The 26,047-nt window shown below is 72.6% G+C and carries 24 protein-coding genes; 18 read left to right on the forward strand and 6 right to left on the reverse strand.

Annotated elements, in window-relative coordinates; all coding sequences use genetic code 11:
* The first annotated feature begins 23 nt into the window (after positions 1–23).
* Together ACI2L3_RS05950 and ACI2L3_RS05955 are read left to right on the forward strand one after the other, a co-directional pair.
* Positions 24–1,151 carry a ferrochelatase gene (locus ACI2L3_RS05950; protein ID WP_404751072.1) on the forward strand — a complete coding sequence of 376 codons (1,128 nt, stop codon included), beginning with the start codon at positions 24–26 and terminating at the stop codon, positions 1,149–1,151.
* 29 nt (positions 1,152–1,180) lie between these two features.
* The gene (locus tag ACI2L3_RS05955; protein WP_404751335.1) at positions 1,181–1,987 is read left to right on the forward strand and encodes an inositol monophosphatase family protein; all 807 of its coding nucleotides are present in this window, start codon (positions 1,181–1,183) and stop codon (positions 1,985–1,987) included.
* An 87-nt stretch (positions 1,988–2,074) separates the two neighbouring features.
* On the opposite strand, the gene ACI2L3_RS05960 is transcribed toward ACI2L3_RS05955, so the two are convergent.
* Positions 2,075–2,248: a hypothetical protein gene (locus ACI2L3_RS05960; RefSeq protein WP_361731879.1), complete on the reverse strand. Its 174-nt coding sequence runs from the start codon at positions 2,246–2,248 to the stop codon at positions 2,075–2,077.
* A gap of 311 nt (positions 2,249–2,559) precedes the next feature.
* Here ACI2L3_RS05960 and ACI2L3_RS05965 point away from each other — a divergent pair, with 311 nt between their 5' ends.
* From ACI2L3_RS05965 to ACI2L3_RS05980, 4 genes are all read left to right on the forward strand, one after another.
* Positions 2,560–3,213, forward strand: coding sequence for a response regulator transcription factor (locus tag ACI2L3_RS05965; RefSeq protein ID WP_062780089.1), 654 nt, complete (start codon positions 2,560–2,562; stop codon positions 3,211–3,213).
* A gap of 6 nt (positions 3,214–3,219) precedes the next feature.
* Positions 3,220–4,467: a sensor histidine kinase gene (locus ACI2L3_RS05970; protein ID WP_404751073.1), complete on the forward strand. Its 1,248-nt coding sequence runs from the start codon at positions 3,220–3,222 to the stop codon at positions 4,465–4,467.
* Positions 4,468–4,860: 393 nt separating this feature from the next.
* On the forward strand, positions 4,861–5,157 hold the full coding sequence (locus tag ACI2L3_RS05975; protein ID WP_055544889.1) for a DUF4193 domain-containing protein: 297 nt from the start codon (positions 4,861–4,863) through the stop codon (positions 5,155–5,157).
* A 13-nt stretch (positions 5,158–5,170) separates the two neighbouring features.
* A complete protein-coding gene (locus ACI2L3_RS05980) occupies positions 5,171–6,112 on the forward strand; it encodes a hypothetical protein (protein ID WP_404751074.1) in 942 nt (313 codons plus the stop codon).
* A gap of 75 nt (positions 6,113–6,187) precedes the next feature.
* Here ACI2L3_RS05980 and ACI2L3_RS05985 read toward each other — a convergent pair whose 3' ends face one another.
* Positions 6,188–6,640 carry a DUF3093 domain-containing protein gene (locus ACI2L3_RS05985; RefSeq protein WP_404751075.1) on the reverse strand — a complete coding sequence of 151 codons (453 nt, stop codon included), beginning with the start codon at positions 6,638–6,640 and terminating at the stop codon, positions 6,188–6,190.
* A 58-nt stretch (positions 6,641–6,698) separates the two neighbouring features.
* Here ACI2L3_RS05985 and ACI2L3_RS05990 point away from each other — a divergent pair, with 58 nt between their 5' ends.
* The 11 genes from ACI2L3_RS05990 (at position 6,699) to ACI2L3_RS06040 (ending at position 21,214) form a co-directional block, all read left to right on the forward strand.
* On the forward strand, positions 6,699–7,283 hold the full coding sequence (locus ACI2L3_RS05990) for a PaaI family thioesterase (protein WP_404751076.1): 585 nt from the start codon (positions 6,699–6,701) through the stop codon (positions 7,281–7,283).
* Positions 7,284–7,312: 29 nt separating this feature from the next.
* Positions 7,313–7,852 (forward strand): dUTP diphosphatase, encoded by a 540-nt coding sequence (gene dut / locus ACI2L3_RS05995; RefSeq protein WP_404751336.1) that lies wholly within the window; start codon positions 7,313–7,315, stop codon positions 7,850–7,852.
* A 1-nt stretch (position 7,853) separates the two neighbouring features.
* Complete coding sequence (locus ACI2L3_RS06000) at positions 7,854–8,636, forward strand: DUF3710 domain-containing protein (RefSeq protein WP_404751077.1); 783 nt, start codon at positions 7,854–7,856, stop codon at positions 8,634–8,636.
* A gap of 145 nt (positions 8,637–8,781) precedes the next feature.
* Positions 8,782–12,069 carry an FtsX-like permease family protein gene (locus ACI2L3_RS06005; RefSeq protein WP_404751078.1) on the forward strand — a complete coding sequence of 1,096 codons (3,288 nt, stop codon included), beginning with the start codon at positions 8,782–8,784 and terminating at the stop codon, positions 12,067–12,069.
* A gap of 56 nt (positions 12,070–12,125) precedes the next feature.
* Entirely contained in the window at positions 12,126–14,882 is a 2,757-nt protein-coding gene (locus ACI2L3_RS06010) for a hypothetical protein (protein ID WP_404751079.1), read from the forward strand.
* On the forward strand, positions 14,875–15,858 hold the full coding sequence (locus ACI2L3_RS06015) for an ABC transporter ATP-binding protein (protein ID WP_404751080.1): 984 nt from the start codon (positions 14,875–14,877) through the stop codon (positions 15,856–15,858). Before ACI2L3_RS06010 ends, ACI2L3_RS06015 begins: the two co-directional genes overlap by 8 nt.
* A 4-nt stretch (positions 15,859–15,862) precedes the next feature.
* On the forward strand, positions 15,863–16,531 hold the full coding sequence (locus ACI2L3_RS06020) for an ABC transporter ATP-binding protein (protein ID WP_404751337.1): 669 nt from the start codon (positions 15,863–15,865) through the stop codon (positions 16,529–16,531).
* Between the two features lie 159 nt (positions 16,532–16,690).
* Positions 16,691–19,237 (forward strand): ATP-binding protein, encoded by a 2,547-nt coding sequence (locus ACI2L3_RS06025; protein ID WP_404751081.1) that lies wholly within the window; start codon positions 16,691–16,693, stop codon positions 19,235–19,237.
* 56 nt (positions 19,238–19,293) lie between these two features.
* Positions 19,294–19,977: a response regulator gene (locus ACI2L3_RS06030; RefSeq protein WP_404751338.1), complete on the forward strand. Its 684-nt coding sequence runs from the start codon at positions 19,294–19,296 to the stop codon at positions 19,975–19,977.
* A gap of 106 nt (positions 19,978–20,083) precedes the next feature.
* Positions 20,084–20,482 carry an OB-fold nucleic acid binding domain-containing protein gene (locus tag ACI2L3_RS06035; RefSeq protein WP_404751082.1) on the forward strand — a complete coding sequence of 133 codons (399 nt, stop codon included), beginning with the start codon at positions 20,084–20,086 and terminating at the stop codon, positions 20,480–20,482.
* Between the two features lie 3 nt (positions 20,483–20,485).
* Positions 20,486–21,214: a DUF3159 domain-containing protein gene (locus tag ACI2L3_RS06040; RefSeq protein ID WP_404751083.1), complete on the forward strand. Its 729-nt coding sequence runs from the start codon at positions 20,486–20,488 to the stop codon at positions 21,212–21,214.
* 200 nt (positions 21,215–21,414) lie between these two features.
* Here ACI2L3_RS06040 and ACI2L3_RS06045 read toward each other — a convergent pair whose 3' ends face one another.
* The 4 genes from ACI2L3_RS06045 to ACI2L3_RS06060 all read right to left on the reverse strand — a co-directional run bounded on the left by ACI2L3_RS06045 (position 21,415) and on the right by ACI2L3_RS06060 (position 23,502).
* On the reverse strand, positions 21,415–22,083 hold the full coding sequence (locus tag ACI2L3_RS06045; RefSeq protein ID WP_362992296.1) for a TrkA family potassium uptake protein: 669 nt from the start codon (positions 22,081–22,083) through the stop codon (positions 21,415–21,417).
* A complete protein-coding gene (locus ACI2L3_RS06050; protein ID WP_389316060.1) occupies positions 22,083–22,751 on the reverse strand; it encodes a potassium channel family protein in 669 nt (222 codons plus the stop codon). Before ACI2L3_RS06050 ends, ACI2L3_RS06045 begins: the two co-directional genes overlap by 1 nt.
* A 161-nt stretch (positions 22,752–22,912) precedes the next feature.
* Complete coding sequence (locus ACI2L3_RS06055; RefSeq protein WP_404751084.1) at positions 22,913–23,152, reverse strand: hypothetical protein; 240 nt, start codon at positions 23,150–23,152, stop codon at positions 22,913–22,915.
* Positions 23,152–23,502, reverse strand: coding sequence for an ArsR/SmtB family transcription factor (locus tag ACI2L3_RS06060; RefSeq protein ID WP_404751085.1), 351 nt, complete (start codon positions 23,500–23,502; stop codon positions 23,152–23,154). Before ACI2L3_RS06060 ends, ACI2L3_RS06055 begins: the two co-directional genes overlap by 1 nt.
* Positions 23,503–23,689: 187 nt before the next feature.
* Between ACI2L3_RS06060 and ACI2L3_RS06065 the strand changes: the two genes are divergently transcribed.
* Entirely contained in the window at positions 23,690–26,008 is a 2,319-nt protein-coding gene (locus ACI2L3_RS06065; protein ID WP_404751086.1) for an MMPL family transporter, read from the forward strand.
* Positions 26,009–26,047: the final 39 nt, after the last annotated feature.

Consider the following 26,047-nt stretch of genomic DNA (forward strand, 5'->3'; position numbering starts at 1 on the left):
TGGCGGGTGGCAGGATCGGAGACATGCCCGATGCGCTGGATCCCACTCCGTACGACGCCCTGCTGCTGCTCTCCTTCGGCGGCCCCGAAGGCCCGGACGACGTCGTCCCGTTCCTGGAGAACGTGACGCGTGGTCGCGGCATCCCCAAGGAGCGGCTCAAGGAGGTAGGGCAGCACTACTTCCTGTTCGGCGGGGTCAGCCCCATCAACGACCAGAACCGCGCCCTGCTCGACGCCCTGCGCAAGGACTTCGCGGAGCACGGCCTGGACCTGCCGGTCTACTGGGGCAACCGCAACTGGGCGCCCTACCTGACCGACACCCTGCGCGAGATGGTCACCGACGGCCGCCGCCGCATCCTGGTTCTCGCCACGAGCGCGTACGCCTCGTACTCGGGGTGCCGCCAGTACCGCGAGAACCTCGCGGACTCCCTCGCCGTCCTGGAGTCCGAGGGCCTGGACCTGCCGAAGGTCGACAAGCTCCGGCACTACTTCAACCACCCCGGTTTCGTACGTCCGATGATCGACGGCGTCCTGAAGTCCCTCGCCGACCTCCCCGACGACGTGCGGGAGGGCGCTCACCTCGCGTTCACCACGCACTCGATCCCGAACTCCGCGGCGGACACCTCGGGCCCCGTGGAGGAGCACGGCGACGGCGGTGCGTACGTGAGGGAGCACCTGGACGTGGCGCGGCTCATCGTGGACGCCGTCCGCGAGGAGACCGGTGTCGAGCACCCCTGGCAGCTCGTCTACCAGTCGCGCAGCGGCGCCCCGCACATCCCGTGGCTGGAGCCCGACATCTGCGACCACCTGGAGGAGCGGCACGCGGCGGGGGCGCCCGCCGTGGTCATGGTCCCCATCGGCTTCGTCTCGGACCACATGGAGGTCCTGTACGACCTCGACACCGAGGCGGAGGCCAAGGCGGCGGAGCTGGGCCTGCCGGTGCGCCGCTCGGCGACCGTCGGCGCCGACCCGCGGTTCGCCGCGGGCATCCGGGAGCTCGTCCTGGAGCGGGCCGCCGCCGAGAGCGGCACCCCCGTCACGCCGTGCGCCCTGGGGTCCCTCGGTGCGAGCCACGACCTGTGTCCGGTGGGCTGCTGCCCCGCCCGCGCCCCGAAGCCCGCCGCCGCGGGTGCCGACAGCCCGTACGCGTAAGAGTCCCCGAGGTGACCGCAGTGACCGACATGACCGACACGACCGACCTCAAGGCAGAACTTCTCGCCGTCGCCCTGGAGGCCGCGCACCGCGCCGGGACCTTCCTGCGTGAGGGCCGCCCCGACGACCTGGGTGTCGCCGCCACCAAGTCCAGCGCCGTCGATGTCGTCACCGAGATGGACATCGCCTCCGAGAAGCTGATCACCGACTTCCTCGCCGAGCACAGGCCGGCCGACGGCGTGCTCGGCGAGGAGGGCGCGAGCTCCGAAGGCACCAGCGGTGTGCAGTGGGTGATCGACCCGATCGACGGCACCGTGAACTACCTGTACGGACGCCCCGAATGGTCCGTGTCCATCGCCGCCCGCAAGGACGGCGAGACGCTCGTCGGCGTCGTGCACGCCCCGATGCGCGGGGAGACGTACCGCGCGGTCCTCGGAGAGGGCGCCCACATCAACGACCTGCCCGCGCGCGTGCGCCCCGCGCCGCCGCTCGGGCAGGCACTGATCGGCACCGGCTTCGGATACGTCGCCGAGCGCCGAGCCCAGCAGGCCGAAGTGGCCCGCCACTTGATCCCCGAGGTGCGGGACATCCGGCGCGGCGGGTCGGCCGCGATCGACCTGTGCGACGTCGCGGTGGGCCGCCTCGACGCGTACTACGAGCGGGGGCTCAACCCCTGGGACTTCGCGGCGGGCGACCTCGTGGCGCGGGAAGCGGGCGCCCTGACCGGTGGCCGCCCCGGAGAGGCCCTGTCGGGCGAGCTGACCGTCGCTGCCCCGCCGACCCTCTTCGAGACGCTCCAGGGCCGCCTGGAAGAGCTCGGCGCCTGGCACGACTGACACGGGGCGAGCCCCGCGCGCACGGAAGGGCCCCGGCACCTGATCCGCAGGTGCCGGGGCCCTTCCGCTCATGTCCTGAGGTGTCGGTCAGGCGTGGAGTGCGCCCACCTCGACGCCGTGCTCGGCGGCCAGGCGGTGGAGATCTTCCAGCTCCGCCAGCTCGACCTCGGCAAGGAAGTCGTCTCCCGTCTCACGGGCCTTCGTGAGGTCGGACTCCGTGGCCTCTATGCGCTGCAGGAGACCTGCGGTGAATGCGTCCATGGTTGCGCCCCCTCGGCTGGGTCGTGGGTCGATGGCACGGGGGTGTGCCCTCAAAGAGTGGGGCGATCACGTCTCGAGCCGCCCTGGAAAGCGGTTCGTGGCGCGCCACATACAAAGCGTGATCGCGGGTGTAAGGCCGTCCTCCCCTGGCTCCGTTCCGCAGAAACCTCAACCGGCGGAGAAAATCCCGCATTCCCGGGCCCCGTACCCCGGGCCAAGCCGCCTTACAGCCGGTTTATGGCCGAAAGGGGCAGGATGGAGGCCTACCCGAGACAGACCTGCCCGCAGGGGCACAGAGGAAGGACAGCCACGTGCGCGTACTCGTCGTCGAGGACGAGCAGCTGCTCGCCGATGCGGTGGCCACCGGACTGCGCCGGGAGGCCATGGCCGTCGACGTCGTGTACGACGGAGCGGCCGCCCTGGAGCGCATCGGTGTCAACGACTACGACGTGGTGGTGCTCGACCGGGATCTCCCGCTCGTCCACGGCGACGACGTCTGCCGCAAGATCGTCGAGCTCGGCATGCCGACCCGCGTCCTGATGCTCACCGCGTCGGGCGACGTCAGCGACCGCGTCGAGGGCCTGGAGATCGGCGCCGACGACTACCTCCCCAAGCCCTTCGCGTTCAGCGAGCTCACGGCACGCGTGCGTGCCCTCGGGCGGCGCACCAGCGTGCCGCTGCCGCCCGTCCTGGAGCGCGCCGGGATCAAGCTCGACCCCAACCGCCGCGAGGTCTTCCGCGAGGGCAGGGAGATCCAGCTGGCGCCCAAGGAGTTCGCCGTCCTCGAAGTGCTGCTGCGCAGCGAGGGCGCGGTCGTCTCCGCGGAGCAGCTCCTGGAGAAGGCCTGGGACGAGAACACGGACCCGTTCACGAACGTCGTCCGGGTCACCGTCATGACCCTGCGCCGCAAGCTCGGTGAGCCCGCCGTCATCGTGACGGTGCCGGGCTCCGGCTACCGGATCTGACCGGCGGTGGCCGCGACCCCGGCGCCACCAGCCGCGCCCCCGAAGCCGACGTGGGACCCGAGGAAGGCCGAGCCGCCGTTCCCGTGGCTGCGCCCGACCATCCGCATACGGCTCACGCTGCTGTACGGCGGCATGTTCCTGATCGCGGGCATCCTGCTCCTGTCGATCATCTACCTGCTCGCCGCCCAGGCGCTGAACGTGGGCAGTGACCTGCCGTTCAAGGTCACCGGCAACTCGTCGGTCAGCAGCAGCACCTGCACCAACTTCCAGGGACTCCCGGAGCGCCCGACGGAGGTGCAGCTCAACGCCGCGCTGAACGAATGCGTCAACCGCATGCGCCAGAACGCCCTCGACAACCTGCTCAGCCGTTCCCTGCTCGCCCTGCTCGGCCTCGCCGTGATCGCCTTCGCCTTCGGGTACGCGATGGCGGGCCGCGTGCTCTCGCCGCTCGGCAGGATCACCCGCACCGCGCGCAGGGTGGCCGGCACCGACCTGAGCCGCCGCATCGAGCTGGACGGCCCGGACGACGAGCTGAAGGAGCTCTCGGACACCTTCGACGAGATGCTGGACCGCCTGGAGCGCGCCTTCACCGCCCAGCAGCGGTTCGTCGGCAACGCCTCGCACGAGCTGCGCACGCCCCTGGCGATCAACCGCACGCTCCTCGAGGTGCACCTCTCCGACCCCGGGGCGCCCCCCGAGCTCCACCAGCTGGGCAAGACGCTGCTCGCCACCAACGAGCGCAGCGAGCAGCTCGTGGAGGGCCTGCTGCTGCTCGCCCGCAGCGACAACCAGATCGTGGAGCGCAAACCGGTCGACCTCGCCGAGGTCGCCGACCGCGCCGTCGACCAGGTGCGCGCCGAGGCCGAGGCCAAGGGAGTGGAGATCCGCGGCGAGCGCGGCCCGGCCGTCGTGCAGGGCAACGGCGTCCTCCTGGAGCGGATCGCCCTGAACCTCGTCCAGAACGCCGTCAGGTACAACGTGCCGGACGAGGGCTGGGTCGAGGTCACCACGGAGGCCCAGCACGGGCAGGCGGTCCTGGTGGTGTCGAACACGGGCCCGGTGGTGCCCGCGTACGAGATCGACAACCTCTTCGAGCCGTTCCGCAGGCTGCGGACCGAGCGGACGGGCAGCGACAAGGGCGTGGGACTCGGCCTGTCGATCGCCCGGTCGGTGGCGCGGGCCCACGGGGGCCGTATCATCGCGGAGCCGCGTGAGGGGGGTGGGCTCGTGATGCGAGTCACCTTGCCTCTCTGAGAAGCCGGCGCGGAGGCGTCGCTGTGTTCGCTTTGCGCGGAATTTTCGGGGGTCCACCCCGGGGAAGAAGTGTGCGATCGATCACAGGGGCGATTTTTCGGCCATCTACTCTCTGTGATCGTGAAAGTCGTCGGAAAGCCGGGAAAATGCGGGTTTTCGGGGGTCCTGATCACGGGAAGTACACGGGGTGGCGCCCGTGGAGTGCGACATTCGGACCGTGTACGGTCCGATCGCCATCCAACCCGAGCACCTCTTCGGGGGTGCGGTTGGGTGTCGATTGAGTAACAGACCTTGATGTGAGGCAAAATCTCCGCCTCGGGTCGGGCACAAGTCCGGCCTCTCACGCGTTACGTGCGCTGGAGACACCGCAGACACCCAGAGGGGGAGAGCGACATGGCAACGGACTACGACACCCCACGTAAGACCGACGATGACGTCAACGAGGACAGCATCGAGGAACTCAAGGCACGTCGGAACGACAAGTCGACGTCGGCCGTAGACGTCGACGAGTTCGAGGCCGCGGAAGGCCTTGAACTCCCCGGCGCGGACCTTTCCAACGAGGAGCTCGCCGTGCGCGTGCTCCCGAAGCAGCAGGACGAGTTCACCTGCATGAGCTGCTTCCTGGTCCACCACCGCAGCCAGCTGGCCAGGGAGAAGAACGGCCAGCCGATCTGCCGCGACTGCGACTGAGGCGGGGTCGGCCGTGACTGGCTCGACCCCGTCCTGGAAGCGCCGCTTCCGCAAGGGCGGAGCGGACGAGGCCGGCGTCCAGGACGCCGGTGTACGTGACGACGGGCGAGGCTCTTCCACCACCGGAGAAGCCTCGCTCGAACCGGCGAACGCCCTGGAGGCGGTGGAGGACGCGACGGCGGCCGACGAGGCTCCCAGGGCCACTCGGAAAGCGGGGGGCGGGTCCAGGACGGGCCGCGTTGCCGCCGTCACGCACGGAGTGAAGGAAGGCGTGCGCAAGGGCGGGCGCAGCGCCAGGGCCGGCATCGGATATCTCGCCGACCGGCTCATCGAGAACGCCCCGCGGATCCCGGTCCGCGATCTCGCGACCCTCCGCAAGCAGTTCCCGGGCCTCGGCCCCGAGCAGCTCGCGGACAAGCTCGTCGCGGGCGCCGCCAACGCCACGTCCACCGTGGGCGCGGGAGTGGGCGCCGCCGCGATGATGCCGGTACCGCCCGCGATGCCCGCCGAACTCGCGGCGGAGATCACCGGCGTCGCCGCCATCGAACTGAAGCTGATCGCCGAGCTGCACGAGGTCTACGGACGTCGGCCCGACGGCAATCTGAAGCAGCGCAGCACCGCGTATCTGAACGCCTGGTCGGAGGAGCGCGGCGTCGACGTCACGAAGCCGGCGACCTTCAACTCCGCGCTGGGCGGCCAGATGAAGCGGGAGCTGCGGCAGCAGATCATGAAGCGGATGGTCCGGAACCTGCCGAACCTCATGCCCTTCATGGTGGGCGCCGCGGTGGGGGCGGTCATGAACCGCCGGGACACGAAGAAGCTGGCCGCGAAGGTCCGTGCGGATCTCCGCAGGAGCCAGGTGCCGTGGGACGCGTTGCCTGAGCTGCCGCCTTTGGAGCGGCCGGACGATCCCCTGCGGGTGGACGGCGGTTTCCCGAAAGAGCTCGGGAGCTGAGCCCGGACGGGGGCTGCGGGCCGTACAGGGCTTGTCGCGCAGTTCCCCGCGCCCCTGAACGGGGCGCTCCCCCGACTAAGCCTTGCTGTGGCGTACCGCGTCCAGTGCCTTCGACAGTTCCTCGGGGTGCCTCGTCGAGACGTACGCGTACGGGGTCGGGTCGGCCGGGTCCGTGATCGGGATGCGCAGCGCCGTGGGGATGTAGGCGCGCAGCAGCATGTACGCGCGCGGGTCGGCCTTGTAGCTGCGCCAGGCGCGGGTCTCCTCGCCGGTCAGTACCTCCGCCTCGCCCAGGGCCGACACCGGGATCTTCGCGTCGCCCGCGACCAGCGAGCCCGCCACCACGCGGATCCGCACACCGCCGTACGCACTGGTGACGACGGCCGCCACGGCCGTGCCGCCGACCAGGCCGCCGAGGAGCGGCAGGGTGCCGAACGGCAGCAGGATCAGGGCCATCGCGACGCCCACCAGGATCGAGGCGAACCACCACGAACGGGGCGCGGTCAGGCGTTCTTCGTAAGGCTGCATGGAACCAAGCTTGGCACGGTGCGGTTGCCGCGCTGACGCGGAGGTAAGGTCTGCGCCTGTGAGTGGTACATCTGCAGCTCTGACGCCCCCGGCCGACGCGATAGCGCCCGTCCGCCACCCCGACGCGCCCGCCCCCGGTGAGCTCATCGGTGCCCATTACGAGCACTGTTTCGGCTGTGGCGAAGGGCAGGCGCACGGACTGCACCTCGCGGCGCGGGCCGGCGAGGGCGTCGCCATCACTGCCGAGTTCACCGTGCGTGAGGCGCACCAGGGCGCGCCGGGCCTCGCCCACGGCGGCGTGCTCGCCACCGCGCTCGACGAGACGCTGGGCTCGCTGAACTGGCTGCTGCGGGTGATCGCCGTGACCGGACGGCTCGAGACCGATTTCGTGCGGCCCGTGCCGCTGGGCACCGTGCTGTATCTGGAGGCCGAGGTCACCGCCGTCGCCGGACGGAAGATCTACTCGACCGCCACCGGGCGGATCGGCGGCCCCGACGGGCCCGTCGCGGTCCGCGCCGACGCTCTCTTCATCGAGGTGAAGGTCGAGCACTTCATCGACAACGGCCGCCCGGAGGAGATCCGGGCCGCCATGAACAACCCGGACCAGGTCCGGCGTGCCCGCGCTTTCGAGGTGAACCCGTGATGCCCTCCGACGAGACGCCCTCCAACGAGATGCCTTCCAATGAGCTGAACGTACTGATCAGGCGTGTCGATCCCGATGTGCCGCTGCCCGCGTACGCGCAGCCCGGGGACGCGGGCGCCGATCTGCGGACGACGGAATCCCACGAACTCGCTCCCGGTGAGCGGGCCGTTCTGCCGACCGGAGTGTCGATCGCGCTCCCGGAGGGGTACGCGGCCTTCGTACACCCCCGCTCCGGGCTCGCCGCCCGCTGCGGTGTCGCTCTGGTGAATGCCCCGGGGACGGTGGATGCCGGGTACCGTGGGGAGATCAAGGTGATCGTGGTGAATCTCGACCCGCGCGAGAGCGTGCGGTTCGAGCGCTTCGACCGGATTGCCCAACTGGTCGTCCAGCAGGTCGAGAAGGTTCGCTTCCAGGAGGTGGCGGAGCTTCCCGTATCGGCGCGGGCCGAGGGGGGCTTCGGGTCCACCGGCGGTCATGCCGCCGTGGGCAGCGGCCCGGGCGTGAGCCCGGGTGAACAAACGGGTGGGAATCGATACGCATCGGTCGTATCCGACCGGGAAGGACAGTGACGTGTTCGGACGTCGCAAGAAGGACAGTGCCGCCGAGGACGCGGCGGGCGCGGACGAGCAGGTCGTCGACGGCGTGCACGGCGACGAGTCCGCGGACTCCGCTGACGCCGGCGTCGCGCGGTCGCGGGTGAGGCTCGAGCCGGAGCCCCGTCCCGACGGTCCCTGGGACCTCTCCGAGGTCCGTGAGCCCGGCGAGGGCCGCGTGGACCTCGGTGGGCTCTTCGTGCCCGGTGTCGAGGGCATGGAGCTGCGGGTGGAGGTCGCGGGCGACGCGATCGTCGCGGCCACCGTGGTCCTCCAGGACAGCGCCATCCAGCTGCAGGGCTTCGCCGCCCCCAAGAAGGAGGGCATCTGGGGCGAGGTCCGCGAGGAGATCGCCTCCGGCATCACCCAGCAGGGCGGTGTCATCGACGAGGTCGAGGGCCCCCTCGGCTGGGAGCTGCGCGCCCAGGTGCCGGTGCAGCTGCCGGACGGCACGGGCGGCGTGCAGGTCGTGCGCTTCATCGGCGTCGACGGCCCGCGCTGGTTCCTGCGCGGTGTGATCTCCGGGCAGGGCGCGGTGCAGCCGCAGGCCGCCGGCCTCCTGGAGCAGATCTTCCGGGACACCGTCGTCGTGCGCGGCGACGGCCCGATGGCGCCGCGCGACCCGATCGTCCTGAAGCTGCCGGACGACGCGCAGATGGTCGCCGAGGGCAGCGTCCAGCAGGAGCAGCAGGAGGGCTCGCGCTTCTCCGGAGGCATGGGGCAGCTGCAGCGCGGCCCCGAGATCACCGAGGTGCGCTGACCCGCGCGATGTGATGACAGGCGTGATGCGCTGACAGGTGATCAACTGCCTGGTGGCCCGCGGTGGTTCCGGTTCGTCCGGACCATTGCGGGCCACTTTCGTGTGAGCCCATACTGTGCCGGTCACTCGGGGGGAGACCGGTGCGGTGAGCGGACGACGCCTGCCCGCGGCGGTGCGGGGAAGCCGGCACCACGGACTTGTGCTGGGCGCGGCGGGACTCGCCGTGCTGCTCGCCGCCACCGTGCTGGCCGCTCTCGCGGCGCTGTCCGAGAAGGCCGTCGAGGGCGGGGTGCAGCGCAGGCTCGGCGCGGACCGTGATGCCGTCGTCGAGGTCGCCGGGCCCCACCGGGCGGACGGCGCGGAGCGGTTGGACCGGGACGTACGTGCCGCGCTCGACCGCACGTACGGCGACGTACCCCACCGCACCTGGTCCGCGCTGCGGGCACCCGCGGCCCGCAACGACGAACTCGCCGTCACCGAGGCGGCGGGCCGCCCGCGCGAGGACGCCACCCTCTCCGTCGTCGCCCTGCAAGGCGCGGAGCGGCACGCCGCGCCGACGGCCGGGCGGTGGCCGCGCCCCGGTGCCGGGCCGGTCGAGGCCGCCCTGACCGAGACCGCCGCCGCGGAGCTCGCCGTGCGGCCCGGCGACAGGATCACGGTGCGGGGCGCGGACGAACGGCCGGTGCCGCTGCGGGTCGTCGGGCTGTACGCCGCCGGGAAGCGGGCGCCCGCCGTGTGGGCCTCCCTGAGCAGTACGTTCGGGACGCCCGACTCGATCGCGGTCGTGCCGCGCCGGGCCTTCGCCGGGCGCGGCGGGCTCGCCGGGGACGCCGCGGCGCTGTGGCTCGGGGTGCCCGAGACGCGCGGGCTGCGGCTCGGCGCCATCGGGCCGCTCCAGGAGCGGGCCGAGCGGTTCGCGGGCAGCGACGCCTCGCGCTCCGTGTCGCGAGAGGCGGGCGGGGACGATCTCACCCTGTCGGGCGGGCTGCGCAGGGCGCTCGACCGGCTCACCACGCCGATCGCCGTGGCCCGCGCCGGGCTCTACGTCCCCGCGACGCTCCTCGCCGCGCTCGCCGTGGCCGCCCTCGTGCTCACCGCGCGCCGGCTCGCCGAACACCGGCGCCCCGAGCTGGCATTGCTGGCCGCGCGCGGGGCGGGCACCCGCCGGATCGCCCTGTCGACGGCCGGGCAGTGGGCCTGCGTCGCCGTGCCCGCCGGGCTGGCCGCGCCGTTCCTCGCGGGGCCGCTGCTCCGCGTACTCGAAGGGGCCGGGCTCGTCGAGGGCGAGGTGCCCGCGTCGGCGGCGACCGGCCTGGGGTGGGCGGCCGCCGCGGGTGCGCTGGCCGTGCACGGCCTGGCGGTGCTCGTGCCGACCGTGCAGGTGGTGCGGGACCGGCGTGCGGTGGCCAGGCTCCGGCTGCGACTCGCGCGGTTCGCGGGGGCGCAGCGGCTCGGGGCCGACCTGGCGCTCGCCGCGGTCGCCGTGCTCGGCTGGCTGCAGCTGCGGCAGTACCGCTCGCCGGTGACCGGCGGCAGCGGCGTCGGCGGCGTCGACCCCGTCCTCGTGCTCGCGCCCGTCGCGATGACCGTGGCCGCCGCACTGCTGGTGCTGCGGTTCCTGCCGCTGTTCGCCCGCGTCGTCGACCCGCTCGCCCGGCGCGGCCGCGGCCTCGTGCTGCCGCTCGGCGGCTGGCAGCTCGGCCGGCGCGCCACCCTGCACGCCGGACCCGCCCTGGTGGTGACGCTCGCCCTGGCGGTCGCCGCGCTCAGCAGTACCGCCCTGGCCGTCCTGGACCGGGGCGACCGGGACCAGGCCGCCTTCCAGGTGGGGGCGGAGCTGCGCGTCGAGCCGGGCGACGGGGTGCCGGCGGGCGAGCGGCGCGCCGCGTACGAGGCGCTGCAGGGGGCCGAGTCCGTCACGCCCGTGGTCACTTCCGAGGGGTACGTCGGTCAGGACGCGGTGGCCGTCACCGCCGTGAACACCGGGCGTGGGCCGGTGCCTTCGCTGCGCGGCGACCTCGCGGACCGGCCCCTGCGGGAGCTGGTCGCACCGCTGGGCGAGGGGGTCCCCGAACACGGTCTGCCGGTGCGGCGGGCCGGACGGGGACCGGAGGCGGCGAAGGGGGAACTGCCGCTGCGCGTGCGGATGTCCGCGAGCGGGGGCGGCACCGTCGTACCCGTGCGACTCACCGTCTTCTTCGAAGACGGTGACGGGCTGGTGCACGCGAGCTCCGCGGTGATCGAGGAGGGCCGCGCCAGGACCGTGCCCCTGAAGGTGGGGGCGCGCGGCGACGTGCGCGTCGTGCAGATCGATCTGAGCATGGCCGGTGAGCGGGTGCGGCGGACGTACCGCCTGACCATCGATCAGGTGCCGGGGCTGTCCCGTGAGGCGCGCTGGCGCGATCTGCGGATGGACCCGCCCGACCGGCTTGCGGCGGGGTGCCCGGGGGCCGCGCGGGAGCGTGCGGAGGAGCGGGGGCGCGAGCGGGGGCGGCCGCCTTCCGGAGAGGCGCCGGGACCCGTCCTCTGCGCCGACCGGCCCGGCACCGGAAAGCTCATCGACGCGGTGCTGCGCGGCCCCGACGGACGGCTGAAGCACCCCACGTGGGGCGTGCGGCTCGGCGCGGACCGCGCCAAGGGACGCCCGGCCGCGCCCGCGCTCGCCGACGACGCGCTGCTGGCCTCCGGGGCAGTCCGGGTCGGGGACACCGTGACGGTGCGGGGCAGCTCGGGCGGGAGCGCGCGGGTCGAGATCGTCGGCCGGCTCGCGGCGGTGCCGGGGATGCCGCGCGACCGGCCGCGGCTGCTCGCCGACTCCCGTGCGATGGCCGCCCAATGGGTGCTGAGCGGGGCGTTGCCGGGGGCGGAGAGCGCTTGGTGGGTGGGGGGCCGGGGCACGGACGCGTCGGCGGCCGCGGCGGCGGTGCGGGCGGCTCCCCGGCTGGGGCACGCGGTCGACGTGCCGCACGTCCGAAAGGAGCTGGCCGCCGACCCGCTGCGGCGCGGGGCGCGCGGGGCGTTCGTGCTGTGTCTGGTGCTCGCCCCGGCCTTCGCCGTCATCGCGTTCGCCCTGCACACCGTGGTCTCCGCACGGGCCAGGGAACGGGAGTTCGGGCTGCTGCGGGCGCTCGGGACGCGCAGGGGGCAGCTGGCGGCGTACCTGTGGACGGAGCAGCTGGCGCTGGCCGGGGTGGCGGCGGCGCTCGGCACGGTGCTCGGGGCCGCCCTCGCCTCGCTGATCATGCCGGTGGTGACGGTCGACGCGGAGGGGGAGCCGGTCTTCCCAGAGCTGGTCGCCTCCGTGCCGTGGGTGCGGGTGACGGCGACGGCCGGGGTGACCGCGGCGGTGATCTGCGCGGTGGTGACGGTGGCCGCGCGCCTCCTTGGACGGGTGGATCTGGCGCGGGTGCTCCGGGCGGGGGAGGACCTGTGAAGGCGCGCCGGGCGAGGTGGGCCCGTGTCGTGACCGGTGGGGTCGGGGGGGCCGCTGTGAGGCGTGAGTGGTGGCGGCGCGTGCCGCTGATGGTGGGGCTCGGGGCGGTGATCGGCGTGCTCGTGGCCGTCGCCGCCGCCGGTCCCGGGCTGCTCGTACGGCTCGGCGGGGACGCGCTGGCGGGCCGGTTCGAGCAGACGCAGCGTGCGGCGCCCGGCGTGGTGCACAGCGCCCGGATCGACCCGGAGGAACTGCGCCCGGGCGAGGAGAGCGATCTCGGAGCCGATCTCGCGAGGTATGCGACCACCATCGAGAACGCCGCGCCGGGCCGACTGCGCGGCAGCCTCGTACACGACTCGACCCGGATCGAACTGCCCACGGTGGACGGGGATGTGGCCGGTGGTGTCTCGCTGTCCCTGGTGTACGCGTCCGACGCCCCGAAGCGGAGCGCGTACGTCGAAGGCCGGGCGCCCCGCGAGCGCGGGCAGGTGGTCGAGCTCGCCGTCTCCGAGCGCACGCGTGACACGCTCCGGCTGCGCGTCGGGCAGCGCATCGCGTTGCAGGGCGGCGCCATGGAGAACGTCCGTGCGGCGGGGCGGCTCGTCGGGGTCTTCCGGGCGGCGGGGAGCACGGGCCCGGGCGCGGGCGCGGGGGCGCGGCTGTGGAGCGAACAGCCGCTGCTGGCCCGCCCCTTGCCCGGCGTGGCAGGGGCCGCCCCGGCTGTCGGCGCCCTCATCGCACCCCGCGGCGCCGAGATCCTGCAGAACCAGGCGAACGCCGAACTCACCGTCGAATGGAACATGCGGCTGCGCCTGGGGACGGAGGCGGCGGGCCGGTTCGTGGGCGACAGCGGGGCGCGGGACTTCCAGCGGCTCATGGCCCGCTACCAGCCTGCGGCCAAAGGGGCCTTCTGCGACATCCAGACGTACGGCGGAAAGTGGTGCGTCCTCGGGACCCACCCCGCGACCGAGCTGGACACCGACACCGAACTGACCGACACCTTCGAGGAGTTCGGGCGCCAGTGGCGGCAGGCGAGCGTCGTGATGTCGTTCGCGCTGGCCTCGCTGCTCGGCGTCGGGTTCGCCACCGCCGTCGTGACCTCGCTCCTCGTGGTGCGGCGGCGGCTCGACGGGGACCGGCTGCTGCGGGCCCGCGGTGCTTCGGCCGCCGGGCTCGCCCTGGGACGCGCCGCGGACGGCGCGCCCGCCGCGGTGCTCGGCCTCGGGCTCGGCTGCGCGGCCGCGGAACTGGTGCACGCGCGGGCGCCGGGGAGCTCACCCGCGTACGGCGAAGGGCTGGCCGTCGCCGTCCTCTGCTGGCTGCTGCTGCCCGCCCTGACCTGGTTGGCGGTGCGGGACCGGGCCGTGCTGCGGGAGCGGGCACCGCGCGGTGCCGGACGCCGTCTCGTGGCGGAGGCGCTGGTGCTGCTGCTCGCCGCGGGCGGGGTCCTGGCGCTGCGGGCCCGGGGTACGGAGGGGACGGCGGGGCCGGATCCGCTGCTCGCCGCGGTGCCGGTGCTGCTGGGGCTCGCGACGGTCGCCGTGCTTGTGCGGTGCTACCCCTGGCCGGTGCGCGCGGTGGCGCGGTGGTCGGCACGGGGGCGGGGCGCCGTGGCGCTCGTCGCGCTGTCCCGTGCCGCCAAGGAGGCCCCGGCGCGCGGCCTCGCACTGCTCGTCCTGGTGGTGACGCTCGCCGGCGCCGTCTTCGGAGGACTCGTCTCCGGGACGCTGGTGGAGGGGCGGCGCGCCACGGCGGCCTGGCAGGTCGGCGCCGACGCCTCCTTCCTGGGGGCGGACCGCGACCCCGGCACGGCGGAACGGCTGGCACGCGCGCGTGGAGTGCGGAAAACGGTGACGGTGCGGCAGCTGCGCGTCGATCCGGTGAGCGGGACGGACGGGGGGCGGTACGGGATCTCCAGCCTGGTGGGGGTGGACGGGGCGGAGCTGCGCGCGGCGGCGGGGAGTTCGGCCGCCGCCCGCGCGCTGGCCGACGCGGGCCTCACCCGGGGCGCAGGCGGCCGGGACATCCGGGTGCTCGCCTCCGAAGGGCGCACCGGGGACCTCCTCACCTTCACCCTGCGCGGCAAGGAGATGCGGCTGAGGGTCGTCGGACCGCTGCCCGAGAGCGTGCCGCGCGACGCCGCGCTCGGCCCCGTGCGCGGCGCCACCGAGTCCCGGCAGCGCCTCCTCCTCGCCGACGACCGGGACCTGCGCGCCTTCGCCGCCTCTGACTTCGAGGAGTCCGCGCTGCTCCTGTACGGCGCGCGGCTGGACACCGGGGCGCTGCGTTCCCTCGTGCCGCGGGCCGCCCCAGGGACGGCCGGCGGGGAGCTCCGCATCCGCGCGGAGGAACAGGCCGAGGCCGCCGACGACCGGCTGATCGCCGCCGTGACCGCGGCACACACCGCCTGCACCGCGCTCGCCGTGCTCCTCGCGCTGATCGCCCTCGTCCTCGAACTGCTCCTGTCCGCGCCCGCCCGTGGGCGCACCACCGCGTACCTGCGCACCCTCGGCCTCGGCGGGCGTGCCGCGGCCGCGCTGCAGCTGTTGCAGCTGCTGCCCCTGGTCCTCGCGGCCGTGGCGGGCGGCGTCGCGCTGGGCCTCGTACTGCCCTCGCTGCTCGGGCCCGCCCTGGACCTGCGGGAGTTCACCGGCGGGCCCGCCGCGCCCGACCGGCACGTCGACGCGCTGTTCACCGCGGCCCTGGGCGCGGGACTCTGTGTCCTGGTCGCCGCGGCGGTGGGCGTGGAGAGCTGGCTCGGGCGGCGCCGGGGGCTCGGCGCCGTCCTGCGACTCGGGAGAGCGGATGACTGAACAGCCGACTGGGGAGCCGACCACCGAACTGGCCGAGCTGGAGGCACGGGCCCGCGCCGCCGGGCGTACCGCGGACGACGAGGGTCTCGTCGTCTGCGACAACCTCGTCCGCGTCTACCGCACCGAGGAGGTCGAGGTGCAGGCGCTCCAGGGCCTGGACCTGGTCGTCGCGGAAGGCGAGTGCGTGGCGCTGGTCGGCGCCTCGGGGTCGGGCAAGTCCACGCTCCTGTCGATCCTCTCCGGCCTCGATCTGCCGACCGCGGGGCGCGCGAAGGTCGCGGGCCACGACCTGCTCGCGATGGGACGCCGCGAACGCCTCGGCTACCGCAGGAGCACCGTGGGCTTCGTCTGGCAGCAGACCGGGCGCAATCTGCTGCCGTACCTGACCGCTCTGGAGAACGTGGCGCTGCCGATGAAGTACACGCGCGTGCCCCGCCGCGCCCGCCAGGAGAGAGCCGCCGAACTGCTCGGCGTGCTCGGCGTCGCGCACTGCCGCGACCGGCGGCCGGCCGAACTCTCCGGCGGCGAACAGCAGCGCGTGGCCGTCGCCGTCGCCACCGCCAACGCACCGCGCGTGCTGCTCGCCGACGAGCCGACCGGTGAACTCGACACGGTCTCCGGAGAGGGCGTTTTCGCGGCCCTGCGCCGTGCCAACGAAGAGCTCGGCGCGACCGTCCTGGTCGTCACCCACGACCCTCTCGTCTCGGAGCAGGTCCGCCGTACCGTGCGTATCCGCGACGGCCGTACGTCGACGGAGACGCTCCGCGAACAGGGCGGCACCGGTGAGGAGTTCACGGTTCTGGACCGGACGGGGCGGTTGCAGCTGCCGGGGGAGTACGTGGAGCGGTACGGACTGCGGGGGCGGGTACGCCTTACGGCGGAGCCGGATCACGTGGGGGTGTGGCCCGACACGCCCGGGGAGACCGGGGAGACCGGGGAGACCGAGGAGACCGAGGAGAGTGGTGCGGGTGGCTGAGGCCATGGTCGTCGTCGAGGACCTGCACCGGACCTACGGCAGCGGCGCCTCCGCCGTGCACGCCCTGCGGGGCGTCTCCTTCACCGTGCCGCGCGGTGAACTGGTCGCCCTCAAGGGGCGCTCGGGGTCCGGCAAGACGACGCTGCTCAACCTCGTCGGCGGGCTGGACACCCCGGGCCGTGGCGAGGTCACCGTGGACGGCGTGGGGCTCGCGGGCCTGGGGGAGAAGGGGCTGCTCGAGCTGCGCAGGGACCGGCTCGGCTTCATCTTCCAGTCCTTCGGGCTCATCCCCATCCTCACGGCCGCCGAGAACGTCGGCGTCCCCCTGCGGCTCCGCAGGACCGAGCCACGCGCGCGTGAGGAGCGGGTCGCCCTCCTGCTCGCCCTGGTCGGCCTCACCGACCACGCCGGACAGCGGCCCGGCGAGCTCTCCGGAGGGCAGCAGCAGCGCGTCGCCATCGCCCGCGCCCTCGCCAACAACCCCGCACTGCTCATCGCCGACGAACCCACCGGACAGCTCGACGCCGAGACCGGGCTCGCCGTGATGGAGCTGCTGCGCGCGGTCGTCCGCAGCGAGGGCGTCACCGCCCTGGTCGCCACGCACGACGCGGCTCTGCTCGACCTGGCCGACCGGGTCCTGGAACTGCGCGACGGAGAGATCGTCGCGAACTGAGCCCACGCGGCGCACCGACGGGCTGGGAGGCCGTCCGGCGGCTCGGCATCAGGGTTGTGTCAAGGACACCACCCCGGTACCCCCTCGCCCGTAATGCCGGAATTGTTGGCCGTAAGGTCGACGCTGCGTACACAGCAGTTTCGGGAAGACAATGAGGCCATGGCACGCGGCAAGCTTCGGATCTACCTCGGTGCGGCACCGGGCGTCGGCAAGACGTACGCGATGCTCTCCGAGGCCCACCGCCGCATCGAGCGCGGCACCGACTGCGTGGTCGCCTTCGTGGAGCACCACGACCGGCCGCGCACCGAGGTGATGCTGCACGGCCTGGAGCAGGTGCCCCGCAGGGACCTGGAGTACCGCGGCACGGCCTTCACCGAGATGGACGTCGACGCGGTCCTGGAGCGCGCCCCCGCCGTCGCCCTGGTCGACGAACTCGCCCACACGAACGTCCCGGGATCCCGCAACGCCAAGCGCTGGCAGGACGTCGAGGAGCTCCTCACCGCCGGCATCGACGTCGTCTCCACGGTCAACATCCAGCACCTGGAGTCGCTCGGCGACGTCGTCGAGTCGATCACCGGAGTGCGCCAGAAGGAGACCGTCCCCGACGAGGTGGTGCGCCGCGCCGACCAGATCGAACTGGTCGACATGTCGCCACAGGCGCTGCGCCGCCGCATGGCGCACGGCAACATCTACAAGTCCGACCGCATCGACGCGTCCCTCTCCAACTACTTCAGGCCGGGCAACCTCACGGCACTGCGCGAGCTCGCGCTGCTCTGGGTCGCCGACCGCGTCGACGAGTACCTCCAGCAGTACCGCGGCGAGCACAACATCCGCTCCACCTGGCAGGCCCGCGAGCGCATCGTCGTCGGCCTGACCGGCGGCCCCGAGGGCCGCACGCTGATCCGGCGCGCCTCCCGGATGGCCGCCAAGGGCTCCGGCAGCGAGATCCTCGCCGTCTACATAGCCCGCAGCGACGGCCTGACCGGCGCGTCCCCCAAGGAACTCGCCGTCCAGCGCACCCTCGTCGAAGACCTCGGCGGCACCTTCCACCACGTCATAGGTGACGACATACCGGCCGCGCTCCTCGACTTCGCGCGCGGCGTCAACGCCACCCAGATCGTCCTCGGCTCCTCCCGCCGCAAGACCTGGCAGTACGTCTTCGGGCCCGGCGTCGGCGCGACCGTCGCCCGCGACTCGGGGCCCGACCTTGACGTGCACATCGTCACGCACGGCGAGGTCGCCAAGGGGCGCGGGCTGCCCGTCGCCCGCGGGGCGCGCCTCGGCCGCTCCCGGGTCATCTGGGGCTGGCTGGTCGGCGTCGCGGGACCCACGCTCCTGACGCTGCTGCTCACCCACGTCGACGCCGACCTCGGCCTCGCCAACGACATGCTGCTGTTCCTGACGCTCACGGTCGCCGCCGCGCTGGTGGGCGGGCTGTTCCCGGCGCTCGCGTCGGCGGCCGTCGGATCGCTGCTCCTCAACTATTACTTCACGCCACCGCTCCACCTCTGGACCGTCTCCAACAACAAGAACATCGTCGCCATCGCGGTCTTCGTGGGCGTCGCGGTGTCGGTGGCCTCCGTCGTGGACCTCGCGGCCCGGCGCACCCACCAGGCCGCCAGGCTGCGCGCCGAGGCGGAGATACTCTCCTTCCTCGCCGGCAGCGTGCTGCGCGGCGAGACCAGCCTGGAGGCCCTCCTGGAGCGGGTCCGCGAGACCTTCGCCATGGAGTCCGTGGCCCTCCTGGAGCGCGCGGGCGACACCGACCCCTGGACCTGCGCGGGCAGCGTCGGCGACGGCCGCCCGATGGAGCGCCCCGAGGACGCCGACGTCGACATGCCCGTCGGCGACCACATGGCGCTCGCCCTGTCGGGCCGGGTGCTGCCCGCCGCGGACCGCCGCGTCCTCGCCGCGTTCGCCGCGCAGGCCGCCGTCGTCCTGGACCGCCAGCGCCTCCAGTCCGAGGCCCACCAGGCCCGCACCCTCGCCGAGGGCAACCGCATCCGCACCGCCCTGCTCGCCGCCGTCAGCCACGACCTGCGCACGCCGCTCGCGGGCATCAAGGCGGCCGTCTCCTCCCTGCGCTCCGACGACGTGGAGTGGTCCGAGGAGGACGAGGCCGAGCTCCTCGAGGGCATCGAGGAGGGCGCCGACCGGCTCGAACACCTCGTCGGGAACCTCCTCGACATGTCCCGGCTCCAGACCGGCACCGTCACCCCGCTGATCCGCGAGATCGACCTCGACGAGGTCGTCCCCATGGCCCTCGGCGGCGTACCCGACGGCAGCGCGGAGCTGGACATCCCCGAGACGCTGCCCATGGTCGCCGTCGACAAGGGCCTCCTGGAGCGGGCGGTCGCCAACATCGTCGAGAACGCCGTGAAGTACGCCCCCGAGGGCGCGCCCGTGAAGGTATCCGCCAGCGCCCTCGGCGAGCGCGTCGAGATCCGGGTCGTGGACCGCGGCCCCGGCGTCCCCGACAGTGCCAAGGACCGCATCTTCGCGCCCTTCCAGCGCTACGGTGACGCTCCTCGGGGTGCCGGTGTGGGCCTCGGCCTCGCCGTCGCCCGCGGCTTCGTCGAGGCCATGGGCGGCACCCTGGCCGCCGAGGACACCCCCGGCGGCGGCCTCACCATGGTCCTCACCCTGCGGGCGGCGGCCGGCCGGCCGCCGGTCCGCCCCGAGCTCTCGTCCCGGGTCACCTCGTGATCCAGGACCGGCCGGAAGCCGTGCTCAAGAACCAGCAGCCCGAAAGGCAGGTACGCATGACCCGGGTGCTCGTGGTCGACGACGAGCCGCAGATCGTACGCGCCCTCGTGATCAACCTGAAGGCGCGCAAGTACGAAGTGGACTCGGCCCCCGACGGCGCCACGGCGCTGCAGGTCGCCGCGGCCCGCCACCCCGACGTGATCGTGCTCGACCTCGGGCTGCCCGACATGGACGGCGTGGAGGTCATCAAGGGCCTGCGCGGCTGGACGCGCGTCCCGATCCTGGTCCTCTCCGCCCGGCACAGCTCGGACGAGAAGGTCGAGGCCCTGGACGCGGGCGCCGACGACTACGTGACCAAGCCCTTCGGCATGGACGAACTCCTCGCCCGGCTGCGCGCCGCCGTCCGCAGGGCGGAGCCCACCGGCCCCGGCGAGGGCGATGTACTGGTCGACACCGGCGACTTCTCCGTCGACCTGGCCGCCAAGAAGGTCAACCGCGGCGGACGCGACGTACGCCTCACCCCCACGGAGTGGCACCTCCTGGAGGTCCTGGTGCGCAACACCGGCCGCCTGGTCAGCCAGAAGCAGCTGCTCCAGGAGGTCTGGGGGCCCTCGTACGGCACGGAGACGAACTACCTCCGCGTCTACATGGCGCAGCTGCGCCGCAAGCTGGAGGCCGACCCGGCGCACCCGCGGCACTTCATCACGGAGCCGGGAATGGGATACCGGTTCGAGAAGTGACCGGATCGGTCGCTTCAGCGGGGCGCCCAGCGGGTACTGAGCGGAGACAAGCACAGGTGAGCGCACCCCTTACCCGGGTGTCGGCGCCCCCCGGTACGCTTCTTGTATGAGTGCTGTTTCTGGTTCCGACAAGCCGGCGGGCCGTTTCCGGCGCATGCTCGACCGGCTCTCCTCCTCCCAGGAGGATCTGGAGTCGGAAGAGCTGCGGGAGGACGCCGAGACAGCGGGCTGCGTCCGCATCGGCGACTGCCACGACCGCCAGATAGTCACCGTTACTGGTACCTTGCGCACGGTCACTCTGCGGCCACGCGCCGGGGTTCCCGCCCTGGAGGCCGAGCTGTTCGACGGTTCGGCGGCGCTGGACGTGGTGTGGCTCGGCAGGCGCTCCATCGTAGGGATCGAACCGGGGCGCAGGCTGATCGCATCGGGCCGGATCTCGATGAGCCGCGGCCGCCGGGTGCTCTTCAACCCGAAGTACGAACTCAGACCCCTCGGACGGGAGTAACCGGTGACGTCCCTCGACAAGCCGACGGACCACGGGAGCGCCGATCAGGACGCCGATTCCAGGGCCGTGACCGAGGCAGCGCTCTTCGAAGCCTTCGGCGGCGTGCGGGGCATGGTGGAGACGGTCGTTCCCGGCCTGCTCTTCGTGACCATCTTCACGATCAACAAGGACCTGCACATGTCGGCCATCGCGGCCCTCGCGGTGTCCCTGGTGCTCGTCGTGGTCCGCCTGGTCATGAAGGACACCGTCAAGCACGCCTTCAGCGGCGTCTTCGGTGTCGCCTTCGGTGTGGTCTTCGCGATGATGACCGGCAACGCCAAGGACTTCTACCTGCCGGGCATGCTCTACACTCTGGGCCTCGCCCTGGCGTACATGATCACGACCCTCGCGGGCGTCCCGCTGATCGGCCTCATCCTCGGCCCGGTCTTCAAGGAGAACCTCTCCTGGCGCACCCGCAACCCCGGCCGCAAGAAGGCGTACGCGAAGGCCAGTTGGGCCTGGGGCCTCATCCTGCTCGCCAAGTGCGCGATCCTCTTCCCGCTGTACTGGTGGGCGGACACGACGCAGTTCGGCTGGGTCCTGGTCGCCCTGAAGATCCCGCCCTTCCTGCTCGCCGTCTACCTGACCTGGGTCTTCCTGGCGAAGGCCCCACCGCCGATCGACGTGTTCGCCGAGATGGAGGCCGCCGAGAAGGCGGAGGAGGAGCGCAAGGCGGAGTACCGAGCCCCGTAGGGGCGCGGGGCTGTGACATGTGCGGCTCCGCCGCGTGGGCGCGACAAGCCACGACGCACCCGCAGCAGACGTACGTACGAGATGGGGGGGGGGGGGGGGGGGCCCCGCCGCCCCCCCCCCCCCCCCCCCCCCTCTGGTGTGGGGGGGGGGGGGCCCCCCGCCCCCCCCCCCCCCCCCCCCATCCGCGTAAAGCCCCGGGGCTAGCTCTCGCGCCGCACCGACAGCAGATCCTCCAGCTGCTCCTCACGCGCCTGCGCCGCGACGAAGAGAAGCTCGTCCCCCGCTTCCAGGGAGTCGTCCGCGGTCGGCGCGAGAACACGCGTGCCGCGGATGATCGTGACCAGCGAGGTGTCCTCGGGCCACTGGACGTCGCCGACCTGCGTGCCCGCGAGGGCCGACTCGGGCGGCAGCGTCAGCTCGACGAGGTTCGCGTCGCCGTGGCTGAAGCGCAGCAGCCGCACGAGATCGCCGACGCTCACCGCCTCCTCGACGAGCGCGGACATCAGACGCGGCGTGGAGACCGCGACGTCGACGCCCCAGGACTCGTTGAAGAGCCACTCGTTCTTCGGGTTGTTCACCCGGGCGACGACGCGCGGGACGCCGTACTCGGTCTTGGCGAGCAGCGAGACGACGAGGTTGACCTTGTCGTCGCCGGTCGCGGCGATCACGACGTTGCAGCGCTGCAGCGCCGCCTCGTCGAGCGAGGTGATCTCACAGGCGTCGGCGAGCAGCCACTCGGCCTGCGGGACGCGCTCGACCGAGATGGCGGTCGGCGCCTTGTCGATGAGCAGGATCTCGTGCCCGTTCTCCAGGAGCTCACCGGCGATGGAACGGCCCACCGCGCCGGCTCCGGCAATGGCGACCCTCATCAGTGACCGCCTTCCTCGGGGCCTTCGGCGAACGCCGCTTCGACCTTGTCGACCTGGTCGGTACGCATCATGACGTGCACCAGGTCACCTTCCTGCAGCACCGTCTGCGAGGTCGGCAGGACGGCTTCGCCCAGCCGGGTGAGGAAGGCCACGCGGACGCCGGTCTCCTCCTGCAGCTGGCTGATCTTGTGGCCGATCCAGGCCGGCGACGCGTGCACCTCGGCGAGCTGCACGCCGCCGGTGGGGTCGCGCCAGAGCGGCTCGGCACCGGAGGGCAGCAGCCGGCGCAGCATCTGGTCGGCGGTCCAGCGGACCGTGGCGACCGTCGGGATGCCCAGGCGCTGGTAGACCTCGGCGCGGCGCGGGTCGTAGATGCGGGCCGCGACGTTCTCGATGCCGAACATCTCGCGGGCCACGCGGGCGGCGATGATGTTCGAGTTGTCGCCGCTGGAGACGGCGGCGAAGGCGCCCGCCTCCTCGATGCCGGCCTCGCGCAGGGTGTCCTGGTCGAAACCGACGCCGGTGACGCGGCGGCCGCCGAAGCCGGAGCCGAGGCGGCGGAAGGCGGTGGGGTCCTGGTCGACGACGGCGACCGTGTGCCCCTGTTGTTCCAGGTTCTGGGCGAGAGCGGACCCGACTCTTCCGCAGCCCATGATGACGATGTGCACCTGTCCTTTACCCCGCACTCCTGGTCATCCCGCTGACCTGCGAAAACATCCCGCTCACTCTTCTCTCTCACTCTGCCGGCAACAACGGGGCAACAGCGTGCGGCGTTGCCAAGAGACGAGCTTAAGCCGCAACCGGGTCCGCGCACTCACGCGGTGAGAACTCAGTCCACGCTGCGCAGCAGCCCCTCGACGTTTTCCAGGCGGTGGCCGAGCTCGACGAGCTGGAGGCGCGTCGACTCCTGCTCGGACCTGGCGCGCTCGACGGCCTCACGGTATTCGTGCATGGCTTCGGCGTACTGCCGGTCGCGCTCGCGGTTGCGCTGCGTCTGGAAGTACGCGACGGCGACGATCGCACCGGCGAGTATCAGGAAGAAAGCGACGGGAATGATCACGTCGTCCACTAGGGCGTCCCCTTTGCTGAGTGCTGTCCGTCGTCGCCCGGCCGACCTGTCTGGTCCGACTGGTCGTGGCGGACGGCCGCGACGATCGTATCCACGTTCAACTGCACGTCGAACGGCGCCAGTTCGAAGTACTTGAGCGCCTTGCCGTCGTCGGAGAGCTCCAGGTGACCGACGACGAGGCCTGCCTTCTCCATGCGTTCGAGGTGCATGTACAGCAGGGGGCGGGACACCCCGAGCCGTCGGGCCAGCTCGCTGACGTACAGCCGGCCGGGCGCGAGCTCGGTGATGATCCGGATCCGCTGCGCATGGCCGACCGCCGCGAGAAAAGCGAGCAGTTCCTCGCTGTCCATGGTCCGCCTTCGCGCTCTTCCGGAAGCCGGAAATCAGAAATCTGTCGGCCAAGGCTCGCGTACGGCGGGAACCGCTGTCAAACCAATGACAGTTGACGGTTCGTTCCATCACCTGTCAGTCTCCACTTACACATGAAGCGCTGAAGCGTTGAAGCACAGGATGATGGTGAAGGGGCGGGGGACGGACATGAGAAAGCGATCGGTCACGGTGCGCGTGGCCCGGTGGAGCGCGCTGCACCCATGGCGGGCGATCACCGGCTGGCTGCTCTTCGTGGCGCTGTGCCTGGGCGGCGGCATCGCCGCCGGGATGAACAGCGCGACCTCGGCGGACTTCCGCGTCGGCGAGGCGGGCCGGGCCGAGGCCCTGGCGGCCGAGGGCGGCATACCGATGCGGTCCACGGAACACATACTGATCCGCGCCGCGGCGGGCTCCTGGGACGATCCGGGACCGCTGGACGAGGCCGCGGCCGGCGCCGCCGTCAAGGACGTCACCGCCCGCATGAAGGCGCTGCCGGAGGTCGCCGCCGTCAAGGCCCCGGTGCGCTCCACCGACGGACGCGTCCTGCGGGTCCCGGTCGAGCTGACCGGCTCCGAGCAGGACGACCAGGACCGCGTCCCGCCGCTCCAGGCCCAGACCGCGAAGGCCGCCGAGGCCCACCCGGAACTGGTGATCGAGGAGACCGGCGACGCCTCCGTGAGCAAGGGCGTCGACGGTCAGCGCGACAAGGACCTGAAGTTCAGCGAGGCGATCACCCTGCCGGTCACGCTGATCACGCTCGCCGTGGTCTTCGGCTCGGTCGTCATGGTCGGCGTACCGCTGCTGCTCGCCATCACCTCGATCATGGCGACGATGGGCCTCGCGATGGTGGCCTCGCACCTGCTGCCCGACACCGGCGTCGGAATGAGCATGATCCTGCTCATCGGCATGGCGGTCGGCGTCGACTACACGCTCTTCTACCTCAAGCGCGAACGTGAGGAGCGGGCCCGCGCGGGCGGTCGCCTCACCTCGGAAGCCCTGGTCGAGGCCGCCGCCGCGACGGCGGGCCGCGCGATCGTGGTCTCCGGGCTCGCGGTGATCGTCTCCACCACCGCGCTCTTCCTCGCCCGTGACGTCATCTTCGACTCACTGGCCACCGGCACCATCCTGGTCGTCGCCGTCGCCGTGGTCAGCTCGGTGACCGTGCTGCCCGCGCTCCTGGTCAAGCTCGGGCGACGGGCCGAGCGCCGCGCGGCGAAGCGGTCGGCGCGGGGGAAGCCGGTCCGGTCGTACGCGTCGCACGAGTCTCACGGGTCGCACGGGTCGTATGAGTCGCACGAGTCGTACGGCGAAAAGAAGCCCGGCCGCGTCTGGAACGCCCTGCTCGCCCCCGCCCGCAAGCGCCCCGCGCTCACCCTCTGCCTCGCGGTCCTCGCCATGCTGGGCCTCGCGCTCCCCGCCCTCGACATGAACCTGAAGAACCCGGCGCGGGACAGCTTCTCCCGCGAGATCCCGGCGATGCGGGGGTACGACCGGCTGCTCGCCGCCTTCCCGGAGCAGCGCGTCCGGCACGTGGTCGTGGTCCGGGCCGAGGCCTCGCGGGCCGCCGACGTACGGGCGGCGCTGGAGAAGCTGGACCGCAGGGCACAGAGCGACCCCCTCCTCTCGCACCCCTCGCCCGCTCCGCTCCTGCGCACCTCCGATGACCGGCGGACGACGACCCTGGAACTCAACGCTCCGCACCCGACGTACTCGAAGAACGCTGAAGACTCGCTCGAGCGCATCCGCCACGAGCACCTGCCCGCGACCGTCGGCAAGCTGCCCGGCGTCGAGACGGCCGTCACCGGCGAGGTGGCGCGCGGCGTCGACTACGTGGGCCACCAGAACGAGAAGCTGCCGCTCGTCCTCGGCTTCCTGCTCCTGATGACGTTCGTCATGACGGTCCTCGCGTTCCGCTCGGTCGTCCTCGGACTGCTCGGCGTCGTCCTCAACCTGCTCTCCGCCGCGTCGGCGCTCGGCATCCTCGTCCTCGTCTTCCAGGGCGACTGGGCCGAGGAGCTGCTCTCCTTCATCTCGCTCGGCGGGATCTCCTCGCGCGTGCCGCTCTTCCTCTTCGTGATCCTCTTCGGGCTCTCGATGGACTACCAGGTCTTCGTGGTCAGCCGGATCCGCGAGGCCGCCCTGAACGGCATGCCCACGCGGCAGGCGGTCATCGACGGCATCACCTCCTCCGCCAAGGTCGTCACCAGCGCGGCGATCGTCATGGTCACCGTCTTCGCGAGCTTCGTGATGCTGCACATCCTGGAGATGAAGCAGATGGGCCTCGTCCTCGCGGTGGCCGTCCTGCTCGACGCGTTCGTGATCCGCGTCATGATCCTGCCCGCCGCGCTCCTCCTGCTCGGCCGCGCCACGTGGTGGCCGTCCGGCGCGATCCGCCGCGCCGAGGCACGGGCCGCGGAGGCGCGCCGCACTCCCGCACCGGAGCGCGCCGCCCATCCGGAGGGGCGCAGGATCGCACAAGGCCGATAAGCGGAGCAGTTGGGGGTGGTGGGTGGGCGCACCCCCATT

The organism is Streptomyces sp. NPDC029674 (assembly GCF_044903205.1).
Lineage (GTDB): Bacteria > Actinomycetota > Actinomycetes > Streptomycetales > Streptomycetaceae > Streptomyces.